This is a genomic window from Streptomyces sp. NPDC092045 (genome assembly GCF_044756005.1).
Taxonomy (GTDB): Bacteria; Actinomycetota; Actinomycetes; order Streptomycetales; family Streptomycetaceae; genus Streptomyces.
The window spans coordinates 49,111-63,342 of the sequence record NZ_JBIVSC010000027.1 but is presented as its reverse complement, the minus strand read 5'-3'; the positions used below and the strand labels follow the sequence as shown (position 1 = coordinate 63,342).

The window sequence follows — 14,232 nt, the reverse complement described above, 5'->3', positions numbered from 1 at the left end:
CCCGCGGAGCGGGTACCTCATCGCTGCGCGATGAGAAAGCGAATCATCGCGCTGCGCGCGATGATTGCGCTCCCGCTCCGCGGGAGCGCTGGTGGCTCGCTGCGCGAGCCACTCACTTCCTGTGCTGCGCACGGGAAGTGAGGCTTCGTTCGCTGCGCTCTCGAAGCCCCCGAGGGGGCTTTCGCTGCGCTTCAGCCCTCTCGGGAGGGTAGGGTTCGCCGCACTCTCCTACCTGGTGGGCCTTCCGGCTGCGCCTCCAGGCCTACCGGGGCCCACTTCGCGGGCCCGGGCTGGCTGGAGGGAGGGGTTCTATTCGGGCTGGGTGACTGTCAGGGCCCAGCGGACGGTGTCATCGGAGGCGTCGATACCGATACTGAAGGACCCGGTCACCATGCCGGGATCCATGCTCACCGTGCCCACGCCTGTAGTGCCGGCAGGACAGTCCACGGCCAGGTCGGCAACGTGGTTGCCCTGTGACTCCATCGTCGCGCGCACGGTACCGTCACCCTCGCATGCCACCGTCAACACGGTCGGCAGGCCACCCCACGCCCCGGCGGAGACCACTCCCCCGTCCCCGACCCTCTCCTGAACCCATACCAAGCCGTCCGGACCCGGGTGCGGAAGCAGAACATCAGCCGCCGCTGCCGGACCAGTACCCAGCACAGTCATCGCGCCGGCAGCCAGCAACGCCATCGTGGACGCGTTCTTCGTACGCATCGCGTATTCCCTCCCTTGAATCGACTGACATGACGAGACCCCCTGTACGTCTGGGCAAGGACACGAACAGGGACACATCAACGCATGGTGCCCTGCAAGCCCCGTGCACAACGGGCCTCCAGGGACAACGGCCAATGTCGATCTCCTCTTCGATGAGCATGCACGAGGCCACTGACAACCCATCCCGGTCAGGCCTGCGGCAACCGGCTGGCGATAGTCGTATGAACGTGCCTGCGCGGCTGCAACCCCGTCCATGATGTGCGCATGGATCGATTCATGGGCCAGGCACGTCTGGAGTGGTGGGCCAATCAGGCGACGTGCCTCGAGGCGTACACCATCGACATCACCGACACCGTGGACACGGCCGGGATGGCCGGTACGTGGCAGGCAACCGGCCGACATGCTCCTGTTCTCGACGGCACTCAGCGGGAAGGCTGGGACTTCTTGATGGAGATGGACCCCTACTTCTCTCTCGTGTTTCCCGGCAAGGACGACAATGGGACCTTCGTGAGAGTCCTCGAAGCAAAGGACGCGGCGCTCACGCTCGTAGAGGTGCCGAAGGGCGGATGGCTCGATGAGCAGCATCCCGACCTTCCCGAGCTCACCCTTTAGCCGGGGCGGAGCCGGCGCGAGTTTCCCTGCCGCACCAAGGCCCCTGCGCGGCATGGAAGCACCCGGTCTTTGCGGCGGGACCGCTGCCACTGTGTTCACCGGCCGCAACGTGGCTCGCGGGCACGGTGAGAGAGCCTGCGGCGAGACCGGAGCATACGGGCAAGGGGGCGGTCGTTGAGGAGGTTCGTCGGGCGGGACTGCATGCCGATCTGATGCAGCATGTACAGTTGGCAAAAATTGGAGATAGTCGATAGCAGGTCTTATTAGTTCGGTACTCGTTTTTTCGGCTGATGGCGTGGGTGCTGGTCGGGTTGGGTACGGTGGCGCTGTGTTCGGGGAGGAGCGGGATTGTGAGCTGGTATGTATTGGTGGAGCGGATCAGGCGTGGTGAGTGGGAGTTGGTGGAGAAGATCTCTGTCGAAGGTGGGGAGAAGGAGGCCCTTGCGCGGGCCGAGGCGGTTACTCGCACGTGCGTGCCGTTATACAGGATCGATTCCAGTCGGTGTGGCCGTTTGGTCTTCCGTACCTCACCGGTGAGCTGGCTTGTGGAGCTGCGTAGTTCGATCTGGGTCAAGGGTGACAAGTCGCCGATCACGTCTGCCGAGCATGTGAACGTTCGTGTGGCCGAGCTGGTCCACGTGCAGGAGTTGATTCCTGCCGATCCTCCCCAAAAGGGGCTCTTCGGCCGGTGAACGCATCTCCTTATCCACTTGTATAAAGTTGGCCGCTGAGGAACTTCGCGCCTATTGACTGATGAGGGAAATCTGATGTCGCCGGGGAAAGAATGGATGAATTCTACAATCGTCCTTCGAACTCGTAACACGATCTTGTTGAACGTCCCGGCATCGGCAAGGACAAGGCCGCCGCCGTCTGGTACCGCGCGCTGAGCACCTACATGACCTCCACCACCAACTACGCCGGGGCCCGCACCGCCACCCTGCAGGCCGCCCGTGACGGGTCCTGGTACGCCTGGATGATGGGCTACGGCGCCGACGCCGTCGAATCCCTCTCCCAGTCGAACATCGCGGTGCCCTCCACCGGCACCCCGAAGCTCACCTTCTGGCTGAAGGTCTCCACCCAGGAGTCCGGCTCCACCGCCTACGACACCCTCAAGGTCAAGGTCAACGGCACCACACTGGCCACCTACTCCAACGCCCACGCCGGCTCCGGATACGTCCAGAAGACCGTCGACCTGTCCGCCCACAAGGGCCAGACGGTGAAGCTGGAGTTCGCCGGCACCGAGGACACCTACCTGCCGACCATCTTCCTGCTCGACCAGATCGCCATCGGCTGACCGGTCCCCGTGCCCCTGCGACCAGAGCCCTCGCCGGGGCGCTCCGACCGCAGGGGCCGTCGTATGCCCGCGCAGCGACCGGCAGGAGGTTCCGTGATGTGCGCGCAGACGCCTCCGCTCCGCAGGTATCGTGACGTGTTCAACCGCCGTCCATCATTCAGTCGCGAACATGACAAGTTAAATCGCGAAGGTCTTCCTCATCGGGTCAAACCCGCTCATACAAGGAAGAGATATGACGATACGTCTGGCGGCTCGAGTCTCCGCACTCGCCCTCTGCACGACCCTGGCGACCTCGTTCGCCTTTTCGGCCCAGGCATCCGGGATCCACAGCGTCCACCCGAAGGCGGAGACCACACCTCTGTTCGACGACGAGGTCGGCGGCAACGCCAACGCCGACGACCCGGCGATCTGGCGCAACCCCGCCGCCCCGGGCCGCAGCCTGGTGATCGCGACGGCCAAGCAGGGCGGCCTGCGGGTCTACGACCTGGACGCGCGCCAGGTGCAGTCGATCCCCGCCCCGGCCGGACCCGGCGCCGACGACAAGCCCGGCCGTTTCAACAACGTCGACCTGGTACAGGGCCTGCGCCTGGGCGGCGTGCGCGCGGACGTCGCGGTGGTCAGCGACCGTGGCAACGACCGGCTGCGGATCTACCGCATCGACCGCGACAGGCCCGGCGGCCCGCTCACCGACGTCACCGACCCGGCCGTGCGGCCCGTCTTCTCCGCCGACCAGGCCGAGATCAACGAGCAGCAGACGGCGTACGGCCTGGCCACCTGGACCGACCGCGCCACCCACCGCTCCTACGCCCTGGTCAGCCAGCGCAACCGCACCCGGATCGCCCTGCTGGAACTGCTCCCCACCCCGGCCGGCACCGTCGACTACCGCCAGGTCCGCACCCTCGACCTGCCGTCCTCCTTCCGGATGCCGAACGGCGCCGCCTGGACGCCCTGCGCCGAGCCGGGTGAACTGCCGCAGGTCGAGGGCATGGTCGTCGACCCCGCGGACGGCACCCTGTACGCGGGACAGGAGGACGTCGGCATCTGGCGCATCGACGCGGGCCTGACCGGCACGCCGACCCTCATCGACAAGGTCCGCGAGTACGGCGTCCCGGGCACCTACGACGAGCAGACCGAGGAGTGCACGCCCGGAACCGACCCCGGCTTCGGCGGCAAGCACCTGGCGGCCGACGTCGAGGGCCTGACCCTGGTCACCGAGCCGGACGGAGACGGCTACCTGCTCGCCTCCAGCCAGGGCGACAACACCTTCGTCGCCTACGACCGCGAGCGCGACGAGGACAACGAGTACGAGAACGCCTTCCGCATCGCCGCGGCCTCCACCACCCTCGACGGCTCCGAGGTCTGCGACGGCGCCGCCGCCCTCAACGCCCCGCTCGGCACGCGCTACCCCAACGGTCTCCTCGTCGTCCAGGACGGCCAGGAGACCCCCGGTGACAGCGACCGCGAGGCCACCGGCTTCAAGTTCGTCGACCTCGGCGACGTGCTCGACGCCATCGACTGATTCGTGAACCGCAGGCGCACGGTGGCGACACCGTGCGCCTGCGGCGTTCCAGTGCCGCCGACCTCCGGGGACGACTCGACCTCCCCGTCGGCGCCGCCCACGCACCGGCCGACCACCACCTTTGACGAGGTGATGGCGTGAAAGGAATGCGTTCCTTCTCGACGCCGGGCAGGCCCACGCCGCCCCCAGGACGTTTGGCCGGCCCGTGAACGACCCGGACGGCTGAAACTGTACGGAACCAAGCGCGAGAACCACGACTCGGTTCACGCCCGCCACCGGCGCGCAGCGCGACCACAGCACACCGCTTCGCCCCTCCGCGCCGGAGCCGATCCTCGTTGAACCCGTCGGCCCATGGACACACTGGCGCCAGGGTCGTACCCCGCCTCCGGGACGAGGACCGGACGGACCTGGCCTGCTGCCCCCCCTTCGCCCGGAGCCTGACCACGCGGTAGGGCACGAAGGACTTGACAGGGAACGCGACGAACGTGGAGGAGGCCATCAGGGTCGAGCTGGTGATCAGGGCGAAGAAGTACGGCGTGCCGACGGTCGCGGTCGTCGTCTCCACGCCGCTGCCGCCGTGCCTCCAGCGGCAGCAGCCGCGCCCGGCCAAACGGCGCGTGCCCGACGACGTCGTCAGGCGCCAGCACGGGGCGACGGCCTCCTCCCACCAGAGCTTCGCCCGGGAGGGCTTCACCCAGGTCCTCTTCGCCCACGACCTGAACCGGCTGGAGCCGTACCGGCGGCGGCTCAGCGAGGCCCGCCGGGCCGACCTCGGCCCGGATGGCGGCGACCAGATCCGGTTCGGCTCCTGAACCGGTGCCGCTCCTCGCGCTTCGGGTCGCCCGCCCCGTGTGTGCCGGGCGGCGCCACCACCCCGCTGAGGTCCCACGCCGAAGAGCCCGTGCGCAAGGTCCGCACGGAGCTTTGGAACGCGGCACGCCCGGGAGTGCCCCGGTTCGTCTCCGATCCACCCGGAGCCGCCGGCCTCCCCGCTCCGGTACCGCCACGGCGCGAAGGCCCGCCCGCTCACCGACGCGCAGCGCCGGCGCGACCGCGAGCCCCTGGTGCTCGCCCGGCACCGTCCCCGACCCCGCTCCCGTCGCACCGCCGAGACCCTGGCGGAGGCTCCCCGATGATGGTGTCGAGCGGCGCTGTTTCAGCGCTTGATGGTGACGATCATCTGCGGCAGCACTCTGCCGGGGACGGAGCCCGAGGGGACGGTTCCTATGCGGACCGCGCCCATCGCGCGGTAGAAAGGTTCAGCATTCGGGTCGGCGTCGCTCGTGAGCCGGGTGAACCCGAAATCTCGTCCAGCGGCGATGGTGCGTTCGAACAGCAGGCGGCCGATTCCCCGGCCAATGGCCTGCGGGTCGACGAACATCATGCCCAGCACGCCAACGGGTAGCTCTCCCTCAAGAGTTGTGAAGCCCAGGATGCGGCCGTCTCTGTCAGCCACCATGGCTCGTCGGCGCGCGACCTCGTGCGCGGCAACGGTGAGCTCGTCTCGACACGCTTCCAGGAAGTCGGCGTCATAGCCCCCATGTGCCTGGGACCGCAGCGACAAGTCGGTGAGCGCCTCGGCCTCCGTCGCCCATGCGTGCCTGATCAGCACGTCCATCTACGTCTCCTGCTCAGGTGGAGGTCTTTCGATCTCTGCACCCTGCGGTCGTGGGAGAACAGCACGCAGTGGCCTTCGGCTGGACGGGGCGAACGTTCAGCAGGCCGTTGTCGGGGGTCCGCCTTGGTAGCACCGTCGGTCGCGGACGAGTGCCCGTAGGACGTAGATGCGTCGCCGGTGTCCCGTGGGACCTGTCGGCTGTCCGTGGACATGCGGCGGCCCGCGCGGCCCGCGGGAGGGGCGAACGGGCCGATTGCCCGCTCATCGAGACGCCTCGAACGCGAAGGAGGACCTTCAGGGGTTCTGGCGGCCTCGAAGGGAGTCCTTGACGCACCTGGTCTGCTCCCCCGCCCTGCCCCCGGCCCCTCGTGTCTTGCCCTTGGCCTGGTCCGCCATGGGTCGACTCCTTTCCGAGAGTGATATTCACCCGGAAATTAGGGCAGATGCAGTGTTTCCGCCCATCGAGTCGGGAGGGCGGGGCCGGGGGCGGGGAGCAGGTGTGCATGCAGACCTTTCTTCCGTACGAGAGTTTCTCCGCCTCCGCCGCCGTGCTGGACCCGAAGCGGCTGGGGAAGCAGCGCGTCGAGGCGCTGCAGGTGTTCCGGGGGCTGACCGTGCCGACGTACGGGTGGCGGCGGCACCCGGCGGTGCGGATGTGGGCCGGGTACGAGGAGGCGTTGGTGCGGTACGGGCTGGACGTCTGCGCCGTGTGGATCGGGCAGGGGCGGGCCGACACCTGCGCGGTGACCCTGCTGGACGACCACCGTGCCTGGCGGCCCTCGGGCACGGTACGCGAGCAGGCGGAGCTCGCACGGGCGGGCGAGCTGCCGCCATGGCTGGGGGACCCGGCGTTCCACCGCAGTCACCGTTCGGCGCTGGTGCGCAAGGACCCGGCGCACTACCGGGACCGCTTCCCCGACGTGCCGGACGATCTCCCGTACGTGTGGCCCTCGTCCGACCGCAAGGGGTGACGGACGGGGCTCGTAGAATGGGGCAAAGACATCGGAATCGGAATCGGCGGCGGAGTGGGTATGGGGCGGCCTCAGGAGACGGACGGGGAGCCCGAAGGGCTGTTCGGGGTGGCGGAGCTTGTCGCCGCGTCCGCACCGGCCGGGGCGTGCGGGGGGCGGGAGTTCCGGGACGGGCCCGAGGCGGCGCGGCTGCTGCGGGTGGCGGAGATCCACGCGGAACCGGGCGCCGCCGCCTCCTGGCGGGGGCGGCAGATCATCGCGCGGTTCCCCGGCGCCCGGCTCGTCGAGACCGGCTCGCACTGGCGCATCCCGCACCTGCACGGCAACGAAGGCAACGTCGAGCACTGGGTGCGGGTGAAGCGGGAGACGCTCGTCCTCGGTGAGCGCTCCTCCCTCACCGTCCGCCCCAACGGCCGCTCCGCCGACTGGATCGCCCCCGGGCTGTCCAACGGCTGCGCCATGGCCTGCGCATACTGCTACGTGCCGCGCCGCAAGGGCTTCGCCAACCCCATCACCGTCTTCACCAACGTCGAACGGGTCCTGGCCGCGATCGGTCGGCACATCGCCTCGGCCGGACCGAAGAAGGAACCCAACCAGTGCGACGAGCGGGCGTGGGTGTACGACGTCGGCGAGAACGGGGACTGCGCGGTCGACGACCTGATCAGCGACAACACCGCCGACCTCGTCCACGCCTTCCGCCGCTGGCCCACCGCCAAGGCCTCTTTCGCGACCAAGTTCGTCAACCCCGACCTGCTGCGGCTCGACCCCCGCGGACGTACCCGGATCCGCTTCTCCCTCATGCCGCCGGACGACTCCCGGCTCCTCGACATCCGCACCAGCCCCGTCCCCGCCCGCCTGGAGGCCGCCGGCGACTTCCTGGACGCCGGGTACGAGGTGCACTTCAACCTGTCGCCGGTGGTCGTCCGGCCCGGCTGGCGGAACGCCTGGGGCGAGCTGCTGCGGATGATGGACGACGTGCTCCCGCGGCGGGTGAAGGAACAGGCCGCGGCGGAGATCATCATGCTCACCCACAACGAGGACCTGCACGGGGTCAACCTCGACTGGCACCCGCGCGCCGAGGGCGTCCTGTGGCAACCGGACCTCCAGCAGCTCAAGAGGTCGCAGAACGGAGCGCTCAACGTCCGCTATCGCACCCCGGTCAAACACGAGGCCGTCGAAGCGCTGACCGGCATGATCGCGGAACGGACGCCGTGGCTGCGGGTGCGTTACGCCTTCTGAGACCGTGTCCTGCGTGGCTGGTCGGCCGTCGGGGCCGTCATGTCGACCTGTCCCGGGCAGTCCTCGACTCCGCTCACGTCCGCGCTGAAGAGGGGGCGGACTTGCAGGTCCGAGCCCCGTGGACCGAGATGGGCCCGGTTCCGGGACGCACGTCTTGTCCGACGTGGCCGGCCTGTCCCTACGCGTCGGACTCTCGCGGCCCACGCCCACGACAGCCAGGCCCTGAGACCGGTGCCGTCCCACTTCCACCTGGGACGCGAATCCCACGCAGCCGATTCCAAACCCCAGCGGCTGCACGCCGACGAGGCCTGCGACATCCCTGAACTGCGGGAATGGCTCTGGGGTAAGCACATCGGCGTCCGGATCGCCCGCAAAGGCATCGAGTCCAGCGAACGACTCGGACGCCGCAGGCGGGTCATCGAGGTGTCCGGGTCGGTGCCGACGGCGCCGGCCGAGTGAAGTGAACGTCCGAGGTCGCCGGTGAGGAGGCGGGGGTCTCGCCGCCACAGATCGCGGCCGGGCCGCCTGTGGAACTGGTCGAGTGCTTGGCCGTCGTCGACGGTCGCGGCCTTGTACCGGTCGTCCAGAGCTTCGATCCGCGAGGTCCAGAGCTGGACGGTGCGTTCGTCCGGCAGGAGCCGCGCCCTCGTGCCGCCGGTTCCGGCAGTAGAGGTCGTCGGTGTGCTCGTAGACGTGCTCGCCGTAGCCGCGCTCGATGGCGCAGCGCGGCCCGCGCGTTCACTCTCTCAGCGGCCGTGAACGCCGTCCGCCGGCCGCGCTGGTGCAACAGCTCCCCCACTCCGGCCCCGCAGGCGGTTCGCCAAGGACGCCGTGCCCCTCGTGGACGGCACCCTGGTCCCCACCCGGGACCACACTGTGGCCGAGCGGTCGAAGAACTGCCGGTACTCCACCGACCACCAGGTCGTCGTCGACGCCGACACACGGCGCGTCGTCGTCATCGGCCGGCCCCTCGCCGGGAACCGCAACGACTGCAAGGCGTGGGAGGAATCCGGCGCCGAAGCCGCCGTCGGCAAGACCCTGCCTATGTGGGTGAGGTTCGTGGTGGTGTCGATGTCACCGCCCACGAAACCCTTGTTGCCGGGCCAGAAGGAGGGGGCCGCCCCGCGCTGCCCGCCGTGGGGAGGGCCTTGCGGCGGTTGACCGTCAGGCCGCCGGCGGAGATGGACGGGGTGTCGGTGCCGTGGTGATCGGAGACCAGGATGCGGACGCTGTCGTCCCTGCTGGTGCGGATCACCGAGCCGCCGGGGACGTCGTAGTGGCGGGTGCCGTGGGCGAGAGCGGCGGGAGTGGTGCCGACCTCGCGGGTCGGTTCCGGTCGTGCCGCCGGTGGCGGTCACCACGCCACCGGGCCGCATGCCGGACGGGCCCGCACCGTCCGGTGCGGGCCCGTCCGACCACCCCAGAGCCCACCGAGGGGGGAATTCGGCCGAGCCCTGCCTCTACAGAGCGGTCCCATGCGCTCACCACCCCGCCTGCCCCCGATCCCCTCCTCCACACCCACGGAGTCGTCTCCGAACAGTCGCGCCGGTCACGGCGCCGCTCGGGACCGGGAACCCGGACCCGCTCACGTTTCGTCGGCGCCCTCCTGGCCACCGTGCCCGTCGAGCGCGGCAAGCCCGTCGCTCCAGCGGGTACGGCGCTCGGGCTCCTGCTGGTCCCACCAGGGCACACCGCGTTCGCCGAGGGCGACCTTCGCGGTGTGCACGCGGTCGCGGGCGGCTCGTTCGGCAGCCGTGTCCTGGGCGCGGCGGGCCGTGGCCACGGCACGACGAGCGGCCATGAGGTGGGACCGCAGCCGGGCGGCCACGTCCTCGGGCACGTCGGGGTCCGTGGCCCGCCAACGCCGACCGTCGATGATCACATACCGTCCGTCGGGGGTGCGGGCGGGCTTTGGCGCATCAGCCGTCACCTCTCCACCCTGACAGACGTCCACCCTCGCGGGCCGTCGGCGCCACGCCGCTTCCACACCGGGGGCAGGAAAGGTCAGGAAGGCCCCGGCGTGATCCCGCCGGCGCGGCGCAGCATGATGGAGGTATGCGCTCTCGGCCTGTGCTCGTCTACGACGGAGACTGCGGCTTCTGCACGACGGCGGCGAACTTCGCCGAACGGCGTGTGCGGCCGCGCTGTGAGATCGTCCCGTGGCAGTTCACGGATCTGGAGGCCCTCGGCGTCACACCCGAGCGTGCCGCGTACGAGGTGCTGTGGGTGACGCCTTCGGGAGCGGTGGACGGCGGGGCCCGGGCGGTGGCGAAAGCCCTCCTGAGCACGGGCGGCGTCTGGGCACCTCTGGGGGCGGTGCTCCTGCTGCCCGGCGTGCGGTGGGCCGCCCGAAGCGTCTACCGGCTCGTCGCGACCCACCGCCACCGGCTGCCGGGAGGGACCCCCGCCTGCACCGTGCCCCGCCGCCCCGGGTGACCGGGCCCGTCTCCGCACACCGAGGCGCCGACACCGGCGGGCGAACTCGTCGTCCCACCGGCCCGGTCGCGCCCGGCTCGGACCCGGCCCCTCACCGCACACGACCATGTGCACAAAGGTGCGGTTTTCAGAGAACTCGTATGGCGTGACCAGCGTCTTCAATGATCGTCGGAGAGTGCGTTGAAGCGTTGAGCGGAGCTTCCGCTGACCGTGCTCGCGGGACTATCGATCTCCTTGTCGGCGTGGTTGCCGCCCCGGCGACGGATGACCGGGGCGTCCTTCGCCGGACGCGCGGGCCGGGCCGTACGCGTCACCAGGGCGCTGCCCCGTCCTCGTCGACGGACAGGGCATCCCACTCACCGCGTCCCCGAGCGGCGGAAACCGCAATGACGTCACCCGGCTCCCGCCCCTGCCGGGGAAGGTTCCCTCCGCCGCCGGTCTGGTCGGCCGGCCGCGCCGCCGCCCCGACGTCCCGTTCGCCGACCAAGGCTACGACCACGACAAATACCGCCGTCCGGTCTGGGACCGGGGCATCGAACCGATGATCGCCCGCCGAGGTGTTCCGCACGGCCCCGGCCTCGGCGTCCACCGGTGGGCCGTCGAGCGGACCATCGCCCGGCTGCACGGCTTCCGGCGCCCACGCGTCCACGCGTCCACGGGGAACGACGCACGGACGGCGGACGCCGGACCGGGGAAGGTCAGGTGGCGGCCAGGGCGGCCAGGGCGGCCAGCGCGGCGTCGAGCCGGGCGGTGGCCTCGCCGGCGACGGGCTCGAGGGCGTCCAGCCCGGTGAGGGTGACCATGGTGCCCGGGTCGAGGGCCTGGACGAGCGCATGGTCGCCGTCACGGCGCACGACGACGTTGCAAGGAAGCAGCAGGCCGATGGAGCGGTCGGCTTCCAGCGCCCGGTGGGCGAGTGCCGGGTTGCAGGCGCCCAGGATCAGGTAGTCCTCCATGTCGTGGCCGAGCTTGGCCTTCAGCGTGGCCTTGACGTCGATCTCGGTGAGGATGCCGAACCCCTGATCGGCCAGGGCCTGGCGGACCGCGGCGGTGGCGGCGTCGAAGCTGACGCCGGCCAGGCGGACGGTGCGGTCGTAGGACATGATGCGCCGCTCCTTCGATGAGGCGGAAAGTCAGGTCCCTTGATACCCCGGCGGGTACCGCGGCAGTGGGAGCAATGCCGCATCTGCGGCTTTCGGGGCGCCCAGAACAACAGGAATACCCCCGGGGGTACCCCTGTTAGGGTAGGTACCAGATACCCCCCGGGGTACATCGTCGGAGAGGAGTCGCAGTCGTGTTTTTCGTTGACACCCTGGAGTTCGAGGGGCTCGGCAATCGCAGCTATCTGGCCGGCGGGGCCGCGGCCGCGGTGGTCGTCGATCCGCCGCGTGACATCGACCGGGTGATCGCCGCCGCCGCCCGGCGAGGGGTGCGCATCGCGTACGTGGCGGAGACCCACGTGCACAACGACTACGTCACCGGCGGCCTGGAGCTGGCCCGCGTCACCGGCGCCCACTACCTGGTGCCCGCGGCGGCGCACGTGTCCTTCGCCCGCACCCCGGTCGCCGACGGTGACACCGTGGACGTGGACGAGGATCTGGTGCTGCGGGCGATCGCAACCCCCGGGCACACCCCGCACCACACCTCCTACGTCCTTGAGGAGGACGGGCGTGGCGCGGCGGCGTTCACCGGCGGATCGCTGCTGATCGGCACGGTGGGCCGCCCCGACCTGGTCGAACCGAGGTTGACCGAGCGGCTGGCCCGGGCCCAGCACGCCTCCGCCCACCGCCTGGCCGCCGAGCTGGACGACGAGGTGCCGGTACTGCCCACCCACGGGTTCGGCAGCTTCTGCTCCTCCGCCCAGTCCGGGGGAGACGCGACCACGATCGGCAAGGAACGCACCAACAACGACGCGCTCACCCTGGACGTGGACACCTTCGTCCAGCGGATGCTCGCCGGGTTGGAGGACGTGCCCGCCTACTACGCGCAGATGGGCCCGGCCAACGCCGCGGGCCCCGCCCCCGTCGACCTGACCCCGCCACGGCGCGCGGACGCGGGCGAGATCGCCTCTCGGCTGGCGGCCGGTGAGTGGGTGGTGGACCTGCGCAGCCGCCTGGCTTTCGCCGAGGGGCATGTGGCCGGGTCGTTCAACTTCGAGGGCGAGGGCAAACTCGCCACCTACCTGGCCTGGCTCATCCCGTGGGGCAAGCCCGTCACCCTGCTCGCCGACACCCCGGCGCGGATCGCCGACGCGCAGCGGGAGCTGGCCCGGGTCGGCATCGACCGCCCGGCCGCCGCCGCCACCGGCGACCCGGCCACCTGGGTGGGTGAGGGCGAGCAGCTCGCTTCGTTCCCGCGGGCCCGCTTCGCCGACCTCGCCCAGGCGCGCGACCGCGGCGATGACGTGGTCGTCCTGGACGTGCGCCGGGACTCCGAGCGGGCGGGCGGCTACATCGACGGCTCGGTCCACATCCCGATCCACGAGCTGCACGGCCGCATCGGCGAGGTGCCGCACGGCACGGTGTGGGTGCACTGCGCCGGCGGGATGCGCGCGGCGATCGCCGCCTCCCTGCTCGATGCCGCCGGCCGCGACGTGGTCGCCGTCGACGACGGCTTCGACGCCGCGGCGAAGGCCGGGCTGTCCCTGACCTCCGGCTGAATTCCGGCCGTCCCCTCTCACAGAGCAAGGAAACGTGCGATGTTCCTCCTTCGCCGAAACGGGCCCCGTGTCACGGTCGACGAGGCACACAGCCGTACCAGCGGCGACCGGCCCGACGCGGTCCTGCTGGACGTCCGTGAAAAACCCGAATGGAATTCGGGCCACGCCCCGGGCGCCGTCCACGTACCGCTGACGAAGCTGGTCGCCGGCGCCGCGCTGCCCGCCGAAGCCGAGGGCCGTCCGCTGGTGGTGATCTGCCGCAGCGGTCACCGCTCCCAGCGGGCCGCGAAGCTTCTCACCCGGCGCGGAGCACAGGCGGTGGACGTCGAGGGCGGCATGAACGCGTGGGCCGCCGCCGGGCACCCGGTCGTCGACGAACGCGGGAACAGCGGCCAGACAGCGTGACCGTACTCGTTCTCGCCCTCATCGCCGGGGCCGTCGTCGGTCTCGCCCTGGGAGCCCTCGGCGGCGGTGGCAGCGTCCTTGCCGTGCCGGCACTGATCTACCTGCTCGGCTTCACCCCGGCCGCCGCCACCACCGCAAGCCTGATCATCGTCACCGCCACCTCCGCCACCGCCCTGTACGCCCACACCCGCGACGGGAACGTGGCATGGAAGACGGGGGCCCTGTTCGCCGCGGCGGGCACCGTCCCCGCCTTCCTCGCCGGCGCTGTCGCCGGGAACCTGCCCGAAGCGGTACTGACGGCGGCGTTCGCGCTCATCGCCGCGCTGGCGGCCCTGCGTATGCTGCGACCGTCCGCATCCGAGCCGCCGGACCGGATCCGTCCCGGCAAGGCGGCCGGTGCCGGTGCCGGGCTCGGCGCCGTGACGGGCTTCCTCGGGGTCGGCGGGGGATTCCTCGCCGTGCCCGCTCTGGTGAGCGTCCTGGGACTGACCATGCGGCGGGCGGTGGGCACCAGCCTGCTCGTCATCACGGTGAACTCGCTCGCCGCGCTCGCCGCTCGCACCGGCACCACGGGCGGGCTCCACTGGGAGATCATCGCCCCCTTCACCGGAGCCGCGATCCTCGGCGCCTGGGACGGCAAACGCCTCGCGACGAGGATCTCCGGCACCACCCTTCAGAAGATCTTCGCCGGCGTCCTGCTGGCGGTGGCGGCCTTCATGCTCGTCGACGCGATCGCCTGAACACGACGGCTGCCAGCGGCTC

Annotated in this window: 16 protein-coding genes and 2 pseudogenes; 14 read left to right on the top strand and 4 right to left on the bottom strand. The window is 70.6% G+C overall.

Translation table 11 applies throughout. From position 1 onward, the window contains the following. Positions 1–309: 309 nt before the first annotated feature. Positions 310–717: a hypothetical protein gene (locus ACIQKA_RS32660; protein ID WP_402543143.1), complete on the bottom strand. Its 408-nt coding sequence runs from the start codon at positions 715–717 to the stop codon at positions 310–312. 264 nt (positions 718–981) lie between these two features. Here ACIQKA_RS32660 and ACIQKA_RS32655 point away from each other — a divergent pair, with 264 nt between their 5' ends. The 5 genes from ACIQKA_RS32655 (at position 982) to ACIQKA_RS32635 (ending at position 4,954) form a co-directional block, all read left to right on the top strand. Continuing rightward, positions 982–1,329, top strand: a complete 348-nt coding sequence (locus ACIQKA_RS32655; RefSeq protein ID WP_402543142.1) for a hypothetical protein — start codon at positions 982–984, stop codon at positions 1,327–1,329. 290 nt (positions 1,330–1,619) lie between these two features. Further along, entirely contained in the window at positions 1,620–2,021 is a 402-nt protein-coding gene (locus ACIQKA_RS32650) for a hypothetical protein (protein ID WP_391097262.1), read from the top strand. A gap of 152 nt (positions 2,022–2,173) precedes the next feature. Next, on the top strand, positions 2,174–2,623 hold the full coding sequence (locus ACIQKA_RS32645; RefSeq protein WP_402543146.1) for a M4 family metallopeptidase: 450 nt from the start codon (positions 2,174–2,176) through the stop codon (positions 2,621–2,623). 232 nt (positions 2,624–2,855) lie between these two features. Continuing rightward, complete coding sequence (locus ACIQKA_RS32640) at positions 2,856–4,142, top strand: phytase (protein ID WP_402543141.1); 1,287 nt, start codon at positions 2,856–2,858, stop codon at positions 4,140–4,142. A 464-nt stretch (positions 4,143–4,606) separates the two neighbouring features. Beyond that, positions 4,607–4,954, top strand: a complete 348-nt coding sequence (locus ACIQKA_RS32635) for an AAA family ATPase (protein WP_402543140.1) — start codon at positions 4,607–4,609, stop codon at positions 4,952–4,954. Between the two features lie 344 nt (positions 4,955–5,298). On the opposite strand, the gene ACIQKA_RS32630 is transcribed toward ACIQKA_RS32635, so the two are convergent. Further along, positions 5,299–5,760, bottom strand: a complete 462-nt coding sequence (locus tag ACIQKA_RS32630) for a GNAT family N-acetyltransferase (RefSeq protein WP_402543139.1) — start codon at positions 5,758–5,760, stop codon at positions 5,299–5,301. A 503-nt stretch (positions 5,761–6,263) separates the two neighbouring features. On the opposite strand from ACIQKA_RS32630, the gene ACIQKA_RS32625 reads away from it, so the two are divergent. From ACIQKA_RS32625 to ACIQKA_RS32610, 4 genes and pseudogenes are all read left to right on the top strand, one after another. After that, the gene (locus ACIQKA_RS32625) at positions 6,264–6,731 is read left to right on the top strand and encodes an MSMEG_6728 family protein (RefSeq protein ID WP_383153697.1); all 468 of its coding nucleotides are present in this window, start codon (positions 6,264–6,266) and stop codon (positions 6,729–6,731) included. Positions 6,732–6,791: 60 nt separating this feature from the next. Next, positions 6,792–7,970, top strand: coding sequence for a spore photoproduct lyase family protein (locus ACIQKA_RS32620; protein WP_402543138.1), 1,179 nt, complete (start codon positions 6,792–6,794; stop codon positions 7,968–7,970). Positions 7,971–8,201: 231 nt separating this feature from the next. Beyond that, on the top strand, positions 8,202–8,429 hold the full coding sequence (locus ACIQKA_RS32615) for a hypothetical protein (RefSeq protein WP_391097240.1): 228 nt from the start codon (positions 8,202–8,204) through the stop codon (positions 8,427–8,429). A gap of 339 nt (positions 8,430–8,768) precedes the next feature. After that, positions 8,769–9,014 (top strand): annotated as a pseudogene (locus ACIQKA_RS32610) (IS5/IS1182 family transposase); the annotation flags it as partial. Positions 9,015–9,555: 541 nt separating this feature from the next. On the opposite strand, the gene ACIQKA_RS32605 reads toward ACIQKA_RS32610, so the two are convergent. Continuing rightward, a complete protein-coding gene (locus tag ACIQKA_RS32605) occupies positions 9,556–9,852 on the bottom strand; it encodes a hypothetical protein (RefSeq protein ID WP_383434972.1) in 297 nt (98 codons plus the stop codon). A gap of 173 nt (positions 9,853–10,025) precedes the next feature. On the opposite strand from ACIQKA_RS32605, the gene ACIQKA_RS32600 reads away from it, so the two are divergent. Further along, positions 10,026–10,406 (top strand): thiol-disulfide oxidoreductase DCC family protein, encoded by a 381-nt coding sequence (locus ACIQKA_RS32600; RefSeq protein ID WP_383153704.1) that lies wholly within the window; start codon positions 10,026–10,028, stop codon positions 10,404–10,406. Positions 10,407–10,746: 340 nt separating this feature from the next. Further along, positions 10,747–11,199, top strand: a pseudogene (locus tag ACIQKA_RS32595) (hypothetical protein); the annotation flags it as partial. On the opposite strand, the gene ACIQKA_RS32590 reads toward ACIQKA_RS32595, so the two are convergent. Next, a complete protein-coding gene (locus ACIQKA_RS32590) occupies positions 11,105–11,509 on the bottom strand; it encodes a DUF302 domain-containing protein (RefSeq protein ID WP_402543137.1) in 405 nt (134 codons plus the stop codon). The pseudogene ACIQKA_RS32595 and the gene ACIQKA_RS32590 overlap by 95 nt on opposite strands. 191 nt (positions 11,510–11,700) lie before the next feature. Between ACIQKA_RS32590 and ACIQKA_RS32585 the strand changes: the two genes are divergently transcribed. From ACIQKA_RS32585 to ACIQKA_RS32575, 3 genes are read left to right on the top strand one after another with little or no spacing between them, the layout of a single operon-like run. Then, a complete protein-coding gene (locus ACIQKA_RS32585; RefSeq protein ID WP_402543136.1) occupies positions 11,701–13,065 on the top strand; it encodes a rhodanese-like domain-containing protein in 1,365 nt (454 codons plus the stop codon). A 39-nt stretch (positions 13,066–13,104) separates the two neighbouring features. Next, complete coding sequence (locus ACIQKA_RS32580) at positions 13,105–13,470, top strand: rhodanese-like domain-containing protein (RefSeq protein ID WP_383434964.1); 366 nt, start codon at positions 13,105–13,107, stop codon at positions 13,468–13,470. Next, positions 13,467–14,210, top strand: coding sequence for a sulfite exporter TauE/SafE family protein (locus ACIQKA_RS32575; RefSeq protein WP_383434960.1), 744 nt, complete (start codon positions 13,467–13,469; stop codon positions 14,208–14,210). Before ACIQKA_RS32580 ends, ACIQKA_RS32575 begins: the two co-directional genes overlap by 4 nt. Positions 14,211–14,232: the final 22 nt, after the last annotated feature.